Annotated in this window: 16 protein-coding genes and 1 riboswitch; of the genes, 12 read left to right on the top strand and 4 right to left on the bottom strand. The window is 30.2% G+C overall.

The window, feature by feature from the left end; translation table 11 throughout:
- Positions 1–77 precede the first annotated feature (77 nt).
- Together cbiQ and B3040_RS15430 are read left to right on the top strand one after the other, a co-directional pair.
- Positions 78–998: a cobalt ECF transporter T component CbiQ gene (gene cbiQ / locus B3040_RS15435; RefSeq protein ID WP_291575068.1), complete on the top strand. Its 921-nt coding sequence runs from the start codon at positions 78–80 to the stop codon at positions 996–998.
- 44 nt (positions 999–1,042) lie between these two features.
- The gene (locus tag B3040_RS15430; protein WP_291575066.1) at positions 1,043–1,810 is read left to right on the top strand and encodes an energy-coupling factor ABC transporter ATP-binding protein; all 768 of its coding nucleotides are present in this window, start codon (positions 1,043–1,045) and stop codon (positions 1,808–1,810) included.
- 60 nt (positions 1,811–1,870) lie between these two features.
- Here B3040_RS15430 and larE read toward each other — a convergent pair whose 3' ends face one another.
- Complete coding sequence (gene larE / locus B3040_RS15425; RefSeq protein WP_291575064.1) at positions 1,871–2,695, bottom strand: ATP-dependent sacrificial sulfur transferase LarE; 825 nt, start codon at positions 2,693–2,695, stop codon at positions 1,871–1,873.
- Positions 2,696–3,035: 340 nt separating this feature from the next.
- On the opposite strand from larE, the gene B3040_RS15420 reads away from it, so the two are divergent.
- Complete coding sequence (locus tag B3040_RS15420) at positions 3,036–4,364, top strand: FAD-dependent oxidoreductase (protein WP_291575062.1); 1,329 nt, start codon at positions 3,036–3,038, stop codon at positions 4,362–4,364.
- A gap of 106 nt (positions 4,365–4,470) precedes the next feature.
- On the opposite strand, the gene B3040_RS15415 is transcribed toward B3040_RS15420, so the two are convergent.
- Positions 4,471–4,923 (bottom strand): hypothetical protein, encoded by a 453-nt coding sequence (locus B3040_RS15415; protein ID WP_017414253.1) that lies wholly within the window; start codon positions 4,921–4,923, stop codon positions 4,471–4,473.
- 579 nt (positions 4,924–5,502) lie between these two features.
- A complete protein-coding gene (locus tag B3040_RS15410) occupies positions 5,503–5,847 on the bottom strand; it encodes a cupin domain-containing protein (protein ID WP_017414254.1) in 345 nt (114 codons plus the stop codon).
- 521 nt (positions 5,848–6,368) lie between these two features.
- A riboswitch (purine riboswitch) is annotated at positions 6,369–6,470 on the top strand.
- A gap of 101 nt (positions 6,471–6,571) precedes the next feature.
- Here B3040_RS15410 and B3040_RS15405 point away from each other — a divergent pair.
- On the top strand, positions 6,572–7,999 hold the full coding sequence (locus B3040_RS15405; protein ID WP_291575054.1) for an NCS2 family permease: 1,428 nt from the start codon (positions 6,572–6,574) through the stop codon (positions 7,997–7,999).
- Positions 8,000–8,169: 170 nt separating this feature from the next.
- Here the strand turns inward: B3040_RS15405 and msrA are convergent, their stop codons facing one another.
- Complete coding sequence (msrA, locus tag B3040_RS15400; protein WP_291575052.1) at positions 8,170–8,739, bottom strand: peptide-methionine (S)-S-oxide reductase MsrA; 570 nt, start codon at positions 8,737–8,739, stop codon at positions 8,170–8,172.
- Positions 8,740–8,992: 253 nt separating this feature from the next.
- Between msrA and B3040_RS15395 the strand changes: the two genes are divergently transcribed.
- The 8 genes from B3040_RS15395 (at position 8,993) to B3040_RS15360 (ending at position 18,824) form a co-directional block, all read left to right on the top strand.
- On the top strand, positions 8,993–9,154 hold the full coding sequence (locus B3040_RS15395) for a zinc-ribbon domain-containing protein (protein WP_017414257.1): 162 nt from the start codon (positions 8,993–8,995) through the stop codon (positions 9,152–9,154).
- Positions 9,155–9,313: 159 nt separating this feature from the next.
- The gene (recQ, locus tag B3040_RS15390; protein WP_291575045.1) at positions 9,314–11,554 is read left to right on the top strand and encodes a DNA helicase RecQ; all 2,241 of its coding nucleotides are present in this window, start codon (positions 9,314–9,316) and stop codon (positions 11,552–11,554) included.
- Between the two features lie 142 nt (positions 11,555–11,696).
- Complete coding sequence (locus B3040_RS15385) at positions 11,697–11,954, top strand: phage holin family protein (protein ID WP_291575043.1); 258 nt, start codon at positions 11,697–11,699, stop codon at positions 11,952–11,954.
- Between the two features lie 279 nt (positions 11,955–12,233).
- Complete coding sequence (locus B3040_RS15380; protein ID WP_291575041.1) at positions 12,234–12,926, top strand: ABC transporter ATP-binding protein; 693 nt, start codon at positions 12,234–12,236, stop codon at positions 12,924–12,926.
- A gap of 132 nt (positions 12,927–13,058) precedes the next feature.
- Entirely contained in the window at positions 13,059–15,575 is a 2,517-nt protein-coding gene (locus B3040_RS15375) for an ABC transporter permease (protein WP_291575039.1), read from the top strand.
- A 106-nt stretch (positions 15,576–15,681) separates the two neighbouring features.
- On the top strand, positions 15,682–16,377 hold the full coding sequence (locus B3040_RS15370) for a response regulator transcription factor (RefSeq protein WP_291575035.1): 696 nt from the start codon (positions 15,682–15,684) through the stop codon (positions 16,375–16,377).
- Positions 16,374–17,615 carry a sensor histidine kinase gene (locus B3040_RS15365; RefSeq protein WP_291575031.1) on the top strand — a complete coding sequence of 414 codons (1,242 nt, stop codon included), beginning with the start codon at positions 16,374–16,376 and terminating at the stop codon, positions 17,613–17,615. Before B3040_RS15370 ends, B3040_RS15365 begins: the two co-directional genes overlap by 4 nt.
- A 216-nt stretch (positions 17,616–17,831) precedes the next feature.
- A complete protein-coding gene (locus tag B3040_RS15360; protein WP_291575029.1) occupies positions 17,832–18,824 on the top strand; it encodes a metallophosphoesterase family protein in 993 nt (330 codons plus the stop codon).
- Positions 18,825–19,078 lie beyond the last annotated feature (254 nt).

The raw sequence follows: 19,078 nt of genomic DNA, 5'->3' as shown, positions 1-19,078 counted from the left end.
AACCCTATATAGGGTTCCTTGATGAAATTTTAACTTATTCATCTTTATAAACCCTTAAGAGAACCAGGGTAGGACACATGTATAAGTTAAGCTTCGACTCTGTTTCCCTATATAAAGAACTAATAACTAAATTAATTTATATACAGATTAGCTTTAAAAGTTCATTACATTATTTAGTTATAGAAAAGGATAAATATATGTCAGAGAAAATGAATTCCTTTTACAATTTAAGAGCTCTAGAAGAGTTATCAGAAAAAAATACAATGATTCATAGAATAAATCCAACAGTAAAAATACTAACTACTTTAGTATTTTTATTTGTCACCGTTTCTTTTTCTAAATATGAGATAAGTGCAATGTTGCCGCTGATATTTTACCCTATAATTGAAGGTTCTGTTGGAGAGGTGCCTGTTAAGGAATTAATGAAAAGAACTTTAATAACTATGCCATTAGTAATTGGGATTGGAATTTTAAATCCTTTTTTTGATACCACTCCTAGAGTATCACTATTCACATTAAATATAACCGCTGGGTGGATATCCTTTGTTTCAATTTTAATAAGAGGGTTTTTAGCTATAATGGCAGCACAACTTCTTATTGCAACCACTGGTATCATAAATATTTCTAGGGGACTTAAAAGATTAAGGGTGCCAAATATATTTATTATGCAATTGATTTTTACTTATAGATATATATCACTTTTCATAGAAGAAATTGGTCGAACAACTAGAGCTTACTCTTTTCGTTCCTATGAGGGGAAAGGAATAAGTTTTAATCACTGGGGATCTTTAGTTGGGGGGCTACTTTTAAGAACTTTAGATAGAGCAGAAAGAATTCATAAGGCAATGTTGGCAAGAGGGTTTCAGGGAGAATATAGCGTAGGTAAAGAATTAAAAATAGAAAAGAAAGATTTAATTTACTTAATATTATGGTGTGGGTATTTTATTCTTGTAAGAAGGTATAATCTTCCTAAAATTCTTGAATCTTTTATAAATTAGAGAAGTGATTTGTATTGTGAAATAATGTATGTACAGAGGTAGTTATGGAGAAAATAATTGAAGTTAACAATTTAAAATATAAATATAGTGATGGAAGATTAGCTTTAAAGGGCATTGATTTCTCAATAAACAAAGGAGAGTCCATAGGGATTGTTGGAAATAATGGTGCAGGAAAATCTACATTATTATTAAATCTTATGGGAGCTTTACTTCCTAGTGAAGGAGAAATTAGAGTTAAAGCGATGAATTTAAATAAGAGAAGTTTATCAAAAATTAGAGAAGCTATTGGTATGGTATTTCAAAACCCTGATGATCAGCTATTTATGCCAACAGTTTACGATGATGTGGCATTTGGACCGAGAAATTATAAGGTTTCAGAGGAAGAGGTAGATAAAAGAGTAAAGGAAGCATTAGAAACAGTAGGTGCAGGACATTTAATTCAGAGACCACCTTATAAGCTTTCAGGTGGTGAAAAGGGAAGGGTTGCTATTGCAACAGTACTTGCCATGAAGCCTGAAATAGTAATTATGGACGAGCCAACCGCTGCCTTAGATCCCAAATCAAGAAGGAGGCTTATAAATCTTCTCAAAGGATTAGACTATACAAAGATAATAACTACCCATGATTTAGATATGGTATTAGACCTTTGTGAAAGAACTATAGTGTTGAAGGATGGCAAAATAGTGGCTGATGGAAACACAGAAGAGATACTTAGGGATTCACAGTTATTGGATAGCTGTGAATTAGAAATACCTTTAAGTCTTCAAAGTTGTCCAATATGTAATAAAAGAGATAATAACATTGAAATTTAATAAAATACTTTTTAGTTAGGCTACCTAAATTTTGTATTCAGGTAGCCTAAGTTATTGTTATTACATAGTTTTCTCTTCTTCTGATAAAACCTCATTCATACTTCCGGTTCTATAGCCCATAATATCTAAGGTCACATATTTAAAGCCAATTGATTTAAATTCTTTCCCTATTCTATCCATAAAGTCTAAGTCAAAAAACTTTTCTCTATCTTCTGGAGCAACTTCTATTCTTGCAATTTCATCATGGTGTCTAACTCTTAATTGTTTAAAACCTAAATCCATTAAGAACTGTTCAGCTTTTTCAACCATACTTAGCTTTTCAACAGTAATTTCCTTTCCATAGGGAAATCTAGAGGAAAGACAAGCAAAGGCTGGTTTATTCCAAGTAGGTATGTTAAGGTCTTTTGAAAGCTGACGAATATCTGCTTTGGTGAGTTCTGCAAGTTTTAAAGGACTTATTACTCCTTGTTCCTTCGCCGCCTTCATACCTGGCCTAAAATCTCCAATGTCATCAAAGTTTGAACCATCAAAAACGTGTTTTAAATTGAGCTTGTTGGCTTCCTCTCTAACTTTTGAAAAAAGCTCAGTTTTGCAAAAGTAGCAACGATTTATTGGATTTTTTGAGAAACCTTCTATATCTAATTCCTCAGAAACTATTGTTATGTGCTTAGCACCAAACTGTTTAACATATTTTTTTGCTTCGTTATATTCTCTTTCAGGATAAGTTGAGGATCTAGCAGTAACAGCTATAATGCTATCACCGAGGATATCGTAAGCAACCTTTAGTAAGAAGGTGCTGTCCACTCCACCAGAAAATGCAACAGCACCACTTCCTGCCTCTTTTAATATTTCTTTTAGCCTTTCGAATTTTTGTTGTAGTTCCATAAGTTCCCCCTATATTTTTATTTTACACGCCAAATCAAAGTTTTTATTCACATAGGCACACTAAACAACAGGTTAAAGTACTGAAATGTGAAAATTTATTGTTATAATTATACAAAAATCTTATGAATAATTTATGAATATAAAAAAAAGTGAACTAGAAAACAAAGTTAATGTATTGAAATTAGACAAGTTCATTTCAATACATCTATAAATAATTATAAGTAGATAGGATAAAAATAAGCATGAAATATTTACAATTTAATATAATGACAAGTGAGGATAACTATGTTATAATAATAACAAATATTAGATAATAATAATTATTAAAGGAGAGAATATTATGAAGGTAGCTGTTATAGGATGTACACATGCTGGGACTGCAGCAATTTTAAATACTGCTAATTTATATCCAGAGGCAGAAATTACAGTTTATGAGAGAAATGATAATATATCATTTTTATCTTGTGGAATAGCTCTTTATGTAGGAGGAGTTGTTAAAGATCCACAGGGACTTTTTTATTCATCACCAGATAAGTTAGCTGAATTAGGTGTTAAAACTAAAATGAGACATGATGTAATCAGCGTAGATACTTTAACAAAAAAAGTAGTTGCTAAAAATTTAGATACAAATGAAGAGTTTGCAGATACTTTTGATAAAATTATTGTAACTACTGGTTCATGGCCTATAATTCCTAGAATTGAGGGAATAGATTTGGAAAACATATTACTTTCTAAGAATTTTTATCACTCAAATACTATTATTGAAAAAGCAAAGGATGTAAAGAATATAGTAGTAGTTGGTGCTGGATATATAGGTGTAGAGTTAGTAGAAGCCTTTCAAATGAATGGAAAAAATGTTACCTTAATTGATAGCCTAGATAGAATTATGAGCAAGTATTTAGATAAGGAATACACTGATGTGGCAGAGCAAGCCTTTAAAGATCATGGCGTTAAGTTAGCTCTAGGAGAAACTGTTAAAAAATTTGAAGGAAAAGATGGAAAGGTTACAAAGGTTATAACTAACAAAGGGGAATATGAAGCGGAACTTGTTATTCTTTGTATAGGATTTAGACCTAATACTGAACTTTTGAAGGGTCAAGTAGATATGCTTCCTAATGGAGCTATTATTGTGGATGAGTATATGAGAACTAGTAAAGAAGATGTTTTTGCAGCAGGAGACAGTTGTGCATTAAAATATAATCCTACTGGAAAAACTGAATATATCCCTCTAGCAACAAATGCAGTACGTATGGGAACCTTAGTTGCAAGAAACCTAGTAAAGCCTACAACAAAACATTTAGGAACTCAAGGAACTTCAGGAATTAAAATATATGAATACAATATAGCTTCAACTGGGCTTACAGAAAGTTCTGCGAAAGCTAATGGAATAGATGCAGTATCAGTAATTGTTAAGGATAATTATAGACCAGAATTTATGCCAACTTATGAAATGGTTCAATTTAAAGTGGTATATGAAAAAGAAAGTAGAAAGATTTTAGGTGCACAAATTCTTTCTAAGGCAGATATGACTCAAATGGCTAACACAATGTCTGTAGTAATTCAAAATGAAATGACTATAGATGAACTTGGCTTTGTTGATTTCTTCTTCCAACCACACTTTAATAAACCATGGAGCATATTAAATATGGCAGGATTACAGGCAAAGTAAGGAAATAATTCATTACGGGCACTATGATATGGTAGTAATAGGTAAAAACTAGATATACTGCTAAATTAAAAGTAGGTTAGTCATTAACTAACCTACTTTAATTTTTTTATTCCATACTGTTTTGACTTTCGGAATTTTTCTTTTGGCCCATACCAAACATGCTATACATTTCTTGGTATGTTGGGTCAGTTTTTCTTGACTCAGCATTTTTTCTCCTGACTTCTTGCAAATAAGCTTCATCAGAAGAACTTGTAAAATTATTTGTTCCGCTAGTACTTGTCATTGATCCACTAGAATAATTTGAACTTCCATTTGTATAGTTTGTGCTTTGATTATAGCTATTTAAAGAGTTGCTAGAGTAATTACCGGAGCTACCATTTGATCTGGATTGTGCATTTTGGCTTCTTACCTCATTTAAATAGGATTGATTGCTTGAATTGCTAAAGTTATTTAATTCTGAGCTACTTGTCATGGAGCTGTTTGAATAATTAGAACCACTACTATTTGATTTTGATTGTGCATTTTGTTTTTTTACCTCATTTAAATAGTTATTGTTCATTAAAATCTCTCCCTTCAAATTTTAATTATTTTTCATAGACTTCCTATAATTTATAAAGATTACATTAACTTCTCGAATATTATAAATTATAAGTGATAATATTAACTTTTATTAGCTTTACTTAATAGTAAGAAGGCTAACTTATTCAAGTTTAAAATTGAATAGTCAATATTACTGCTACAATTAATAGTCTTTCCTAAGGAGGCTTTAATATTAGAGAACAAAATGTCAATGTTGGCTCCACCTGGTTAACTATGATTGATTTACAATTATAATTCTTAAAAAAATCCACATAAAAGTTGCTCATTACAATTTTTATAGAATACAAGCACAAATTTTCAGTATTTCGTTATAATTAAATGACAAAAATATAATTATTAAACCTAGTATTATATATTAATAAAATTTATGATTACTTTTAAGAATTATGGACTTATTACAATAATTTTCAATTAATATGATTATTAAATTGTAGAAAATTAAAAATCACTATGATATGTTTAAAACTCATAGTGATTTTAGTAATTTAAAATTCTAGTAGAAAAATCTTACTAAGAAGTATTTACTAATGTTTAAAGGTTAGAATTCCTTAGAATAAATTTGTGAAGGATTAGGAGTTAGAACTACGAAACAGCTCATATTTTCTTTACCTGTGTTTGCAATACTAAACATTTCTATACCATCACAGTGAAAAACATCTCCAGTAGCAACTACGGTTTTATTACCGTCTGTAACTACTTCACCTTGATCTCCAGCTACTATATAAATTATCATATCGCTATTCTCATGGTTATGAGGAGGAACACTTTGACCTGGTTTTAAGTTAAGCATAAAGTTTAAAACTTTGCCTGTATTGAAAAGCATTCTCTTTGAAATTGTACTTTCATTAAAGACTATTTTATCAGATATTTTTTCTAATTTCATATTTATCACTCCTATTTTTTTATTATTAATTTAATTTCTAGACTTAAGTTGATTTTCATTGGATACATAAACTATATTGAGATTTGATGTACCTTTCTTTTAACCTTAGTATAATCAACTTCATATGGAAAATATGTGATTGAAATCAAAAAATTATAAACTTTTCTACAAAATGTGGATAATTTACATTATTTAAAATTGCATTATTGATAATCAGGGGGAATTACTAAGATTAAAACAACTTGTCCTATATAAAGAAACTATAATAGGAGATCAATTGATTATATTGGCTAGAATACCCTTTAAATCATTATAAAATTAGTTGAAAGTAATTTTTAATATGTAGAAGGTAAAATATAACTAAGGACTTATATAATTTCTTTATTAGAGTTGATATACTAAATTTTAAGTGAAATTATAAAATAAGCAAAAATTAATGAATAAATTATATAAAAATGTCTAAAATAATAAGTTAATGTAAAAAAATCCTCTTGAACAATAGTTATTATGTTGTTATAATAGCTATAAATTAAATAGCCATCCATATAGGTCTGACAATAGGGGTCAGGTGTTTCTACAAAGAGGCCGTAAACTTCTTAGCTATGGGTGAATCCAAGTTCTATTCTTAAAGTTTTTGATTTCAAACTTTTTTGGATTTAGAACTACCATTGGATTTACTCATAATCCGATGGTAGTTTTTTTTATTTTCAAAGGAGGAATAGATATGCAAATTACTAGCAAAGTACAAGATAAAAAAGATGGATTATTAGAAAAACTTTTTCATTTAACTAAGTATGGAACTAGTGCTAAAACTGAGGTTCTTGCAGGTTTGACTACCTTTATAACCTTAGGTTATGCACTTTTAGTTATACCAAATGTCTTAAAGGCTTCAGGAATGAATTCACAAGGAGCTCTTGGAGATGCCGCAAATGCACTTACAATTTTAAATGACCCTGTAGTAGGTTCTATATTTACTGCAACTTGTGTGTTATTTTTAATTTCAACTTTATTTATGGGGTTATATGCTAACTTACCCTATGCTTTAGGACCAGGAATGGGACTTGTAGCTTTCTTTACCTATGGTGTATGTTTAACTATGGGATTTACTTGGCAAGAGGCAGCTGCTGCAGTATTTATTTCAGGAATAGTATTTATTATTTGTACTGTAACTTCTCTTAGACAATTAATAGTGGATGCACTTCCAGAGAATATAAAGATTGCTATCACTTCAGGTATAGGACTATTTATAGCTCTTATCGGGCTGAAAAGTGGGGGCATAGTTGTAGCTAACCCAGGGACCCTAGTGTCTTTTGGAAGTTTCACAAATCCTAGTACTTTATTAACTATTATAGGAATTTTAGTAACCGGTATTCTTATGGCAAGAGGAACTAAGGGCGCTATGCTTATAGGGATTGTTGTAACAACTATAATTGGAATTCCCATGGGGATAACAAATATTCAAGGAGTACAACTGTTTTCAATGCCACCATCAATGATGCCAACCTTTGGTAAAATGGACTTTGTTGGCCTTTTAACTCACAATGGCACAGGAATTATTGCAGCAATAACATCAGTAATAATGGTTATTTTAACTTTTTCATTAGTGGATATGTTTGATACTATAGGAACTCTTGTTGGAACAGCTCAAAAAGGTGATTTGTATGATGAAGAAGGAAAGCCAAGAGGAATGAACAGAGCACTCTTAGTGGATTCTATTTCAACTACAATTGGTGCATTATTTGGTCTTCCAACAGTTTCAACTTATCTTGAGTCTACATCAGGAATTGCAGAAGGTGGAAAAACTGGATTAACAGCAGTGGTAACAGCTGTACTATGTGGGCTAACTTTATTCTTTGCTGGTTTTGTAGGGATGGTTCCAGCTCAGGCTACAGCACCAGTACTAATAATTATTGGGTGTTTAATGCTAGAAACAATAAAAGAAGTTGACTTTTCTAGCTTCGATGAAGCATTGCCAGCTTTCTTTACTATAGCAATAATGCCATTTAGCTACTCTATAGCAAATGGAATAGCTTTTGGGATAATTAGCTACCCTATATTGAAAATTGCAGTAGGAAAAGGAAAAAAAGTTCATCCATTAATGTATATACTAGCAGCATTATTTATCTTAAGATATATATTAATACCTCAATAAAAATAAATAAAACTTCCATCTTAAATTTGAATGTCATCTGCAAGGATTACAATTATATTAAGATGGAAGTTTTTTATTTAGATAGATTTTAAACTTTTCTCCAAAATTTTGTTTAGGAAGGAAAGTTTTAATTTTTATAGAAAATAAAAATTAAAAGTGGCTAAAAATATTTATTCTTCATAGATAGAATAGTAATCTTCTCCCCAATATTGTTGTATAAACTCATCTCTTCCAGATATGGAACGATCTTTTTTATATTCTACAGGGCTCTTTTTATAAAAATCTTGATGGTATTCCTCAGCATCATAGAATTTAGAAGCAGGTAATATTCTTGTTACTACAGCATCAGGGAATCTACCAGATTCATTTAACTCTTTTTTAGATTTTTCAGCTACAGTCTTTTGTTCCTCATTAGTGTAAAAAATAGCTGCTCTGTAAGAAGAACCCCTATCTTGGAATTGGCCCTCATCATCCATAGGATTAATTTGTCTCCAAAAAGCTTGTAGTAGCTTTTCATAGCTTATAACTTTAGGGTCATAGGTGATTTTAATAACTTCGAAGTGTCCTGAAGTTTGAGATTTTACATCTTTGTAGGTTGGGTTTTCCAGGTGACCTCCCATGTATCCTGATTTCACTTCAATAATTCCATCTAGGATATCAAAGGGAGAAACCATGCACCAAAAGCATCCTCCTGCAAAAATAGCAGTGCTATAGGTTGTATTAATATTATCTAAGCTCATTGTAAACACTCCTTTGTAATAAATAGCATATATTAAATTTTATCTCATAATTTCAATTAAAGAAAGAATTTTAATTATGATTATAGTTAGCAAAAAAACACTTGCATAATATTTTAAATCATGTTATATTAAAATAGTCAGGTAGCAAAAGCTACTTGTAGAGAGATTTAATTTGATAAGCAACATTTCCATTTTTCGGAACAATGTGAATCAGTTTTTAAATCTTAATACGAAGAAAAGGGGAAATGTTTAAATGGCAGATAAAACTTTAACATGCAAAGATTGCGGAAAAGAATTCATATTCACTGAGGGAGAGCAAGCTTTCTACAAAGAAAAAGGATTCGAAAACGAGCCACAAAGATGTGCTGATTGCAGAAGAGCAAAGAAGCAACAAAACAACGGATTCAGAAGATAATATCATTTGAATTAACAACTCTGTAAGAAGAAATTCTTATAGAGTTTTTTTATTTTGCAAAAGTTATTGAATTAAAACAATAGCTTTTTTTATTTTAGTTTTTATAAAAATCTACAACAATGGTATAATGTAAGGGACAAAAAATTTGAGGTGGAATGAATGATTAATAAAGCTTTAGAAGTTTTAAATAAATATTATGGTTATAGCTCCTTTAGGAAAGGTCAGGAAAAAATAATTGAGGAAATATTAAGGGGTAACGATACTGTGGCTATCATGCCAACTGGTGGAGGAAAATCTATTTGTTATCAAGTGCCTGCCTTACTTTTAGAGGGGGTAACTTTAGTTATTTCCCCCTTAATATCCCTTATGAAGGACCAAGTTGATAGTATTAGGGAGTTAGGGGTTGAGGCTGCATATATAAATAGTTCTTTAAGTAATAATGATATAGTAGAAATATTAGAAAAACTTGAAAGAGGACAATTAAAAATTGTTTATATTGCTCCCGAAAGATTAGAATCAAATAGTTTTATTTCCCTTATAAGAGATATAAATATTTCACAAGTAGCAATAGATGAAGCACATTGTGTTTCTCAATGGGGACATGATTTTAGAACTAGTTATAGAAATGTTAAAGGATTTATTAAATCTTTAAATAAGAGGCCCATTGTTACAGCTTTTACAGCTACAGCTACTGAGGAAGTTAGGGAGGATATTGTAAGTCTTCTTAATTTATCTAGACCTAAAGTTTTTATTCAAGGATTTGATAGAGAGAATTTAAAAATTCAGGTTATAAAGGGGTTAAGTAAAAAAGAGTTTTTGCTTAATTATATAAAAGAGAACAGTGAATTGTCAGGAATTATTTATACAGCGACAAGAAATGAAACAGATAAGGTTTATGAAGCATTAACAGCGAGAGGCTATTCCGTAGGGAGATATCATGCAGGATTGTCTGAAAGTGAAAGAACTGAAAACCAGGAGGCTTTTGTTTATGACAGAGTAAATATTATGGTGGCTACAAATGCCTTTGGAATGGGAATAGATAAACCTAATATTAGGTATGTAATTCATTACAATATGCCTAAAAATATAGAAAGCTATTACCAAGAAATAGGAAGGGCCGGTAGAGATGGAGAAAAAAGTGAGTGCATTCTACTGTTTTCACCTTCCGATGTACATACCCAAAAGTATATTATTGATGTTGGAACTAATAATCCTGAAAGAAAAATTAATGAATATAAGAAGCTTAAGCAAATTATGGACTTTGTCCATTGTAATTCTTGCCTCAGAAATTATATACTAAATTACTTTGGAGAGGAAACCTCTAGGGATTGTGACAATTGTAGCAGTTGCAATCTAGAAGGAGAGCTTATTGATAAGACTATTGATGCTCAAAAGGTTTTATCCTGTGTATATAGAATGAACAGACCTTATGGAGTTAACATGATAATTGATGTGCTTAGAGGTTCACAAAATAAGAAACTTAAGGATTTAAGATTAGATGAACTATCTACCTATGGAATTATGAAGGATTATTCAAAAGAAGGATTAAAGGAGTTTATAAATACCCTAATTGCACACTCTTTTTTAGACTCTGTTGAGGGGGAGTATCCTGTTATAAAGCTTAATCAAAAGTCCGTAGAGGTGCTCAAAGGTAGAGAAAAAGTAATATTTAAAGAACCTAAAAAGGCAGAGAAGGTAGTAATAAATAATGATTTATTCGAGTCCTTAAGAAATCTAAGAAGAGAGCTAGCGGCTAAGGAAGGGGTACCACCTTATATTATCTTTGGAGATAGTTCTTTAAAAGAAATGAGTGTTAGATATCCTAGCAACCTAGAGCAGTTCTTAGATATCAGTGGAGTTGGAGAAATAAAAGCAAATAAATATGCAAGTTATTTTATTGAAGCCATAGAAGCACATGTAAAAGAAAATGGCATCCAGGTTACCTGGACTTTTAAAAAAGAAGGAAAAGCTACATCTATTCTTAAAGCAGAGGGCAATATGGAGGAGCATAAGGAGCCTATTACTAAAACTCATAAGAGCAAAACTAGTGATGAAAATAGTACATCTGATTCAGAAAAGAAAAGTAAAGAAAAATCCTACGAAGTTACTATTAGTATGATAAGGGATAAAAAATCTTTAGGACAGATTTCTGTTGAAAGAGAAATAGCATTAACCACAGTTTTAACACATGTAACAGAGTTTCTTACTACAGGAAGTCCCATAGATTTTTCAGTAGATTTTACTGATGTGTTTAATGAGAAAACAGAAAACTTAGTAATGGAAGCAATAAAAGAAGTGGGAGCAAACAAGTTAAAACCTATTAAAGAAAAACTACCAGATTATATCACTTATGATCAAATAAAAGGAGTTGTGTTGAAAAATTACTCAAATCTTGTTTAGATTAAATAAAGAAAGCTCAGCTTTTAATACTGGTTTCTTTTTCTTATAAAATCAAATACTGGAGCATATAATAGATTAACAACATATTATATAGAAAGAATATATGATAAATAGGTTGTTAATCTATTTGGGAGGGGTAAGCATGGACTTAGGAAAATTTATAATTGACCAAGCTCTAATTCTTGTTCCGGCACTATATGTTATAGGTATGTTTCTTAAGAATACACCAGCGGTTAAGGATTGGACAATCCCGTATATATTATTAGCAGGTGGAATTATAGGTGCAATAGCTATAATGGGATTAAGTGTATCATCAGTAATTCAAGGAATATTAGTTACAGGTGTAACAGTGTTTACTAATCAATTAATTAAACAGACAGCAAAAAAGGATGAAGAGTAAAAAGAATAATATTAAAAAGGGTAATCTCTAGAAACAGGGATTACTTTTTTGTTTGTAAAAATATTAACTTTTAGGGTGAGTAAAATCCTGACTAACCTATCTTACTAAATTGTAAGATAAGTATTTTTATTGTAAGGTAACTGAAATGGAGTAGGAAATCTTAAAAGGCTATAATAAGAATATAAGCTAAGAACATATGAGTGTAAAGAAAGTAGCTTTTAAAAAATAATTATAGGAATTTAATATAAAGAATTAATTATTAGAAAAGGAGATTAATTTATGGAAATTTTAAAAGTAGAAAGTTTAAGCAAGATTTATGGTAAAGGGGATAATAAGGTAGAAGCTCTTAAAAATATTAATTTATCAATAAATAAGGGTGAATTTGTAGCAGTTGTAGGGGCTTCAGGATCAGGAAAAAGTACTTTGCTTCACTTACTAGGAGGTTTAGATAAGCCAAGTAATGGAAAGGTTATTATAGATGGTGAAAGTATTTATGACTACAAGGAAGAAAAGTTAGCTATATTTAGAAGAAGAAAAATAGGATTTGTTTTTCAGTTTTTCAACTTAATACCTGTATTAGATGTAGAAGAAAATATATCTCTTCCAGCACTTCTTGATAACGATAAGGTAGATAAGGGATACTTAAAAGAGTTAATCCAAATCTTAGGCCTTGAGGAAAGAAGAAGTCATCTTCCTTCTGAACTGTCAGGTGGACAACAGCAAAGAGTTTCCATTGGAAGAGCTCTTCTCAATAAACCAGCAATAATCTTAGCTGACGAGCCAACAGGAAACTTAGATAGTAAGAATTCAAAGGAAGTTATTGAACTCTTAAAGCTTACAGCAAGAAAATACAATCAAACTTTAATTTTAATAACTCATGATGTTAATATAGCATCTATGGCAGATAGAGTTATTACAATAGAAGATGGTGAAATAACATCAGATAAATATTTAAGAAATAAAGTTGGCTAGAATACTTATTCTAAAGTTCACATTAAAAATAAGTTCAGCTAAATAAAAAGAAAGATAAAATGTTAAGATATTTTCTCAGCAAAATAAAAATTAAGGACTCAGCAGAGGTAACATAAAGTAGGAGGTAGCAAGGTGATTACTGAATTTAAACAGCTTTCAAGTAGATATTTAAAGGCTAATAAGAAAAGAACTATTTTAACCATTATTGGAATAGTATTGTCTGTAGCATTAATCTCCACCATAGGTCTTTTCTTTAAAAGCATACAACAAACTGAATTAGAGGATGCCAAACATGATTATGGTTCATATCATGTAGCATATAAAAAAATAAATGAAGAGTTTGTAAATAAGGTAGTAAATAATCCAAGGGTTGGTAGAACTGGCTTATATAGTACTGGTGAAGAAATAGAAATATCAGATAAGCTAAAGATTTATCCTGTAGTGGCTTCAGATAAGGCGTTAGAACTAGCCCCATATAGAGTAACAGAAGGAAGACTTCCAGAGAGAGAAAATGAAATAGCTATTGAAAAATGGGCTATTAGACACATAGATAATAATACTAAAGTAGGAGAAAAAATTAAAATTAAAGATAATGAGTATTTACTAGTGGGTATTTTAGCAAATAATGTAAAGAATCAATCAGAAAACACATCAATGATACTATTTAATAGTAACAATATAAAGGTTGAAAATGCAGTTTTATTAGTAGAAGTAAATCCAAAAGCTAATTTAAAAAAAGCTGTAAAAGAATTAGTTGCTTTAGGTGAAAAAGATAATGTAAGTACAAATAATATGATTTTAGGGTTACAGGGAGCAGGAGAAGATAGTTCATCATGGAAAGGAATTTATTTTACTGTAGCAATAATAGTAGCAATAGTAGTAGTTTGTACCATTGCAGTTATCTATAACTCCTTCCAGATAAGTGTTGTGGAAAGAGTTAAACAATTTGGTCTTTTAAGAGCTGTAGGAGCCACTCCAAAACAAATAAGAAAGTTAGTATTTAAAGAAGCAACCACAGTAGCAATAATTGCAATTCCTCTAGGATTAATCTTTGGAATTATAGCTCTTTTAGGAATAAAGCTTACCTTTAAGTTAATTGGGGCAGATTCAGTTATGAATATTAGACTAACTATATCCTATATGGTTTTAGCTATAAGTGCATTAGTTGGAGTAATATCAATATATATTTCAGCCTTCATACCAGCTCACTTTGCAGGGAAGATATCACCTTTAGTTGCTATTAGTAGTAGAGCTACTATTACTAAAGAAAGAATTAAAAAGAGAAAATCAGGAGTAGCTAGCAAGATTTTAGGCTTTGAAGGAGCACTTGCTTCTAAGAATATGAAAAGAAATAGGAAAAGATATAGGATTACTGTCTTTTCTATAGTAATTAGTGTGGTTTTATTCATAACCTTTAAATCTTTTATGGACATGTCTATAAATATATCTGCAGACCTTAATGAATCACAGAATATACATTTTACAGTTTGGCCTGAGTACAATGATGGGGAGAACAGAATATTTATTGACCATAAGGTAGCTGAGGATATAAAAAATCTTTCAATGGTTGAGAAAATATATAAAAGGTACGATACCGACTACTTAAAAGGAACTATAAGTAAAGAGAAGAAAGTTGAAGAAGTAAATAACATAGAAAATGTCTATAAGTCAACAAATCTAGGAGATAACAATCTTGGAATAGATAGTGCTATAACTATTTATGATGATAATTCATTAGAAATTTCTAAAAAATATATAAAAAGTGGATCTATAGATAAAGATGCCTTAAATAAAGAAAATGGTGTAATCCTAATTGGTAAGAATAGAATATTTAATGGAAAAACCAAAAAGACCTATTATGGTCAGATTGCAGACTTAAAGGTTGGGGATGAAATTGAGCTAGAGGCTTATAGGGATGATAATGACAGAGATAAATCTTCATTGGAAACTTCTTTAGAATTTAATAAGGGTAATACTAAAAAGGTAAAAGTCATGGCAATACTTGAAACTAGTCCATTTTACTATATGGGAAGTGGTAGAGCTTTAAATCTTATAAGCACAAAAGATGTTGTTGAGAGCTTGGTTGGGAAAGGTGAACTTAAACCTACAAGCTTAGATATTCAAATTAAAGATTCGAAAGAAGAGATTCAAGCAAAAGAGAAAATTGAGGAGAAAGTAAAAACAAATTCAGCCTTAACTGTAATAAATAATATTGATGAAAATAGAAAAGCTAAATCCTCTATATTAATGGTACAAATATTATTATATGGCTTTGTAACAGTAGTATCTTTAATTGGTAGTGTAAATATCATTAATACCTTAACAACTAATATTATTCTTAGAAAAAAAGAGTTTTCCACTTTAAAATCCATAGGATTAACGCAAAAGGGATTAAAGAAGATAATTGTTTTAGAAGGGTTATTATATGGAGTAGTAGGAACTATATATGGCTCCATAATTGGAACAGGGTTATCTTACCTAATGGGCGGTGGAATGAATGCTGCAAGGGAATTTAAGTGGGTAATTCCTTGGAACGCTATAGGCATAGCAGGTGTTGCAGCTTTAGTAATAGGATATCTTTCAGTTTTGGCACCATTAAAAAGAATTGGCAATGAGAATTTAATTGAGGGTATAAGAGAAGACTTTTAAATAAAAAGGAAAAATAATGAGAAGGGGTCAGGGTAACTGACTCTTTTTCTGTTTATAGTTTAAACAATACTCATTTTGGGTTAAAATGTTTTTGTGAGGTGAGTTTATGAATAAATTATTGTTAATTGAGGATGATGAAGCATTAGCTTTAGGTATAGAGTTTACCCTTAGGGATGAAGGATATGAAGTGGTTCGAGGAGCAACTTTAGCACAGGGGAAGAGCTCCTTTGAAAAAGAAGAATTTGATTTAATTCTTCTTGATATAAACCTACCAGATGGTAATGGCTATGATTTATGTAAATACATAAGAACAAAAAGTGAAGTACCAATTATATTCTTAACTGCATTAGATGATGAAGTAAATGTGGTTTTAGGTTTAGAAATTGGAGGAGATGACTACATTACAAAACCCTTTAGAGTGAGGGAACTTTTATCTAGGATAAAGGCCTTAATAAGAAGAAGTAGCAAAACACAAATTGGTGGAACTAAAATGAAAAGTGGAGAATTAGAGATAAATACTCTAGATACTACTGTAAAGAAAAAAGGACAAGAAATAACCTTAACTGCTCAAGAATACAAACTTTTATTAATTTTCATGAGTAATTCAAATGTAATGATGAAGAGAGAAGAAATACTAAGCAAACTTATTGAAGGCGATGAGGTATTTTTTGATGAAAATACTCTATCAGTGTATATAAAGAGAATTAGAGAAAAAATAGAAGATAATCCTAGAGAACCTCAGTATATAGTCACCCAAAGAGGATTAGGGTATAAGTGGAATGGAGAGGTAGTAAGGCTATGAAAAAGTACTTTACTAATCCAGAGCTAAAAAGAAGTTCAATTTTCCTTGTAATTTTAATGAGTACTTTTTTTCTTATCACAATCTTTGCTCTTAAACTACAACATGACCGGTTAAAACAGTCATATATAAAATCACTGGGGGCTATTGCAATAAAAATTATAGAGAAAGATCCTCAGCTAGAAAAAGATATAATTCCACTAATACTAAACAAGGCGTCAGAGGAAGAAAAGGTGAAAGGTGAGGAGTTTTTAAGGAAATATGGCATTACTAAAGAGTTAGATACAGTTATCTTTCCATATATAAGTAAAACTTCAACTGAAAATTATTATTTGATTTGTTTTATATTTATAGCTATGTTATTGATGATTTTAACTGTGAATTATTTTAACCATACTTTTTTTTATAAAAGGATAAGACGAATAACTACAGGAGCTAAAAGAGTAATTGAGGGAGAATATGATATTGCAATTAGTGAAGATAAGGAAGGCGATTTCTCTAAACTAGCAATAGCTTTTAATTCTATGAAAGAAATTATTAGAAGTAATTTACATAATTTAAAAAGAGAAAAACAATTCTTAGTTGATTTGTTAGCAGATATATCCCATCAGTTAAAAACGCCACTTTCTTCCATGATTTTATACAATGAAATTATGCTAAGTAAGGAGTTATCCAATGATCAAAGAACAACTTTTTTAGTGAACAACAAAAATCAACTTCATAGGATGGAGTGTCTGATAAAGAGTATGCTAAAATTAGCTAAAATAGATGCCAAGGCAGTTGAGTTTCATAAAGAAAACTATAGCTTGAATGAAACCATACATGAAGCTGTAGAAGCCTTAGAAAGTATGTCAAATGAAAAAGGTATTAAAGTGAAATTTCATGAGGAAGAGGTCATGATTTTTAATCATGATGCTCTTTGGCTTCAAGAAGCCTTAATTAATATTATAAAAAATGGCATAGAACATAGTGAACAAGGAAAAGAGGTTTCCGTAAGTCTTATAGAAAATCCAGTATATAGAAGAGTTATAATTGAAGATAATGGTGAAGGCATTAGTGAAGAAGACCTACCTAATATTTTTAAAAGATTCTATAAAGCTAAGGAGTCTAAGAATACTAACTCTGTTGGAATAGGCTTAGCGCTAGCGAAATCTATAATAGAAGCTCATGGTGGAATCATAGAAGCACAAAGCACTTTAGGAGTATGTACCAGATTTATTATAACCTTTTTAAAGTATTAAGTTTACTAAAGAATATATGTGTCAAATGAAAACATAGAAGTAATAGTCTAAATTTGAAACACAAAGACTAATTTCAAGTATAATAATATTTTATATGAAAATTTTTTTTTTATTTCTTAGTGATAGTTGAAGTGTTACTTCATTAATGAAAATAAAAACTTATAAAATTCCTCTTATAGCACAAAATAATCTATAACTTTACTTGGAGGTGCTATGGTGAGGAAGTTTATAAAACTTATCTTGTTCATTACAATTATATTCAATGTATTTCCTAGTGTATCTTTTGATGCCAAAGAAAAAGATACAGTGCCAAATTTACAGATACCAGTAATAAGTGATATACATATTGGTGATGGAGAAGCAGAGAACAAAGTTAAGAAAGTTTTACAACAGTATAAAATTCTTGCACAAAATTATAAGGTTATAGCTATAGTTGGAGACATGACAGACTGTGGCTTAGAAGAGCAATATAGTGGTTTTAATAAGATACTTAAAGAAAATATAAACCCCCAGGTAGAAAGAGTTATTACTATTGGAAACCATGAATTTTTTGAGGGAAGATTTTTTAAAAAGCCTGGACTTACAGATGAAATTTTAATAGATAGATTTATAAGACAAACACAAATGTCAGGAGTTTATTATGATAAATGGATAGACGGATACCATTTTATAGCTCTTGGTGGGGAAAAATCTAACTTGTCTGATGAAACCATTGGAGATAAAGCTGTAATTTCAGAGGAGCAATATAAGTGGTTAGAAAAAAACATACAAATAAAAGTAAAACCTGATAAACCAATCTTTATATTTTTACATCAACCTATTGAGAATACAGTTTATGGCAGTAAACAGTGGGGTGGAGGGTTAAGTGATGGTAGGTTATATAATTTACTAAAAAAATATCCTCAGGTAATATTATTTACAGCACATTCTCATTATCCATTAAATAACCCAAGAACGTTATACCAAGATGGTTTTACCGTGGTAAATACAGGAGCTATAAGATACATATTAGAAGAAGATGGAACTGTATTAGAAGGAGACATGCAGGGTCTGTTAGTTAATGTTTATAAAAATCGAGTTGAGATCAAAGCTAGAGATTTTGCAAAGAATCTATGGATAAACAAGTACACTATTAATCTACCAGAGGATAGATCTATTAAGGATAAATTTAAGAGACATATTTTAAGCAGATATAGGCAAACAAATTGATATTTAATAATTGTTGAGTAAAAATTAAATTTTATATCTGTTTTTAATTTGAAATTTATAGTATAAGCTTTTATTATACTACAAGATATAATGAATAATTCATTGTAGGTATAGTTATACAATTTACTTAAATGTAGGACAGTAAGAAAAAGATTATATTTCTTCTGATTACTGTTTTTTTATATAACAATAATTTAAAACAGAGAATAACCTTCATCGTTAATCATATGTAAGTAAATGAAATCTAGATATTT

Origin of the sequence: Clostridium sp. UBA4548 (genome assembly GCF_002387895.1) — a bacterium.
Taxonomy (GTDB): domain Bacteria; phylum Bacillota; class Clostridia; order Clostridiales; family Clostridiaceae; genus Clostridium_J.
The sequence above is the reverse complement of the archived record's forward strand: the minus strand, read 5'-3'. Positions and strand labels throughout refer to the sequence as shown.

What these genes read in the sequence shown, in the direction of transcription:
- B3040_RS15380 (WP_291575041.1), top strand. Translation starts at nt 12,234, where the DNA reads ATGGAAATTTTAAAAGTAGAAAGTTTAAGCAAGATTTATGGTAAAGGG.
- B3040_RS15405 (WP_291575054.1), top strand. Translation starts at nt 6,572, where the DNA reads ATGCAAATTACTAGCAAAGTACAAGATAAAAAAGATGGATTATTAGAA.
- recQ (WP_291575045.1), top strand. Translation starts at nt 9,314, where the DNA reads ATGATTAATAAAGCTTTAGAAGTTTTAAATAAATATTATGGTTATAGC.
- B3040_RS15365 (WP_291575031.1), top strand. Translation starts at nt 16,374, where the DNA reads ATGAAAAAGTACTTTACTAATCCAGAGCTAAAAAGAAGTTCAATTTTC.
- B3040_RS15415 (WP_017414253.1), bottom strand. Translation starts at nt 4,923, where the DNA reads ATGAACAATAACTATTTAAATGAGGTAAAAAAACAAAATGCACAATCA.
- B3040_RS15395 (WP_017414257.1), top strand. Translation starts at nt 8,993, where the DNA reads ATGGCAGATAAAACTTTAACATGCAAAGATTGCGGAAAAGAATTCATA.
- msrA (WP_291575052.1), bottom strand. Translation starts at nt 8,739, where the DNA reads ATGAGCTTAGATAATATTAATACAACCTATAGCACTGCTATTTTTGCA.
- B3040_RS15370 (WP_291575035.1), top strand. Translation starts at nt 15,682, where the DNA reads ATGAATAAATTATTGTTAATTGAGGATGATGAAGCATTAGCTTTAGGT.
- larE (WP_291575064.1), bottom strand. Translation starts at nt 2,695, where the DNA reads ATGGAACTACAACAAAAATTCGAAAGGCTAAAAGAAATATTAAAAGAG.
- B3040_RS15410 (WP_017414254.1), bottom strand. Translation starts at nt 5,847, where the DNA reads ATGAAATTAGAAAAAATATCTGATAAAATAGTCTTTAATGAAAGTACA.
- B3040_RS15420 (WP_291575062.1), top strand. Translation starts at nt 3,036, where the DNA reads ATGAAGGTAGCTGTTATAGGATGTACACATGCTGGGACTGCAGCAATT.
- B3040_RS15385 (WP_291575043.1), top strand. Translation starts at nt 11,697, where the DNA reads ATGGACTTAGGAAAATTTATAATTGACCAAGCTCTAATTCTTGTTCCG.
- B3040_RS15430 (WP_291575066.1), top strand. Translation starts at nt 1,043, where the DNA reads ATGGAGAAAATAATTGAAGTTAACAATTTAAAATATAAATATAGTGAT.
- cbiQ (WP_291575068.1), top strand. Translation starts at nt 78, where the DNA reads ATGTATAAGTTAAGCTTCGACTCTGTTTCCCTATATAAAGAACTAATA.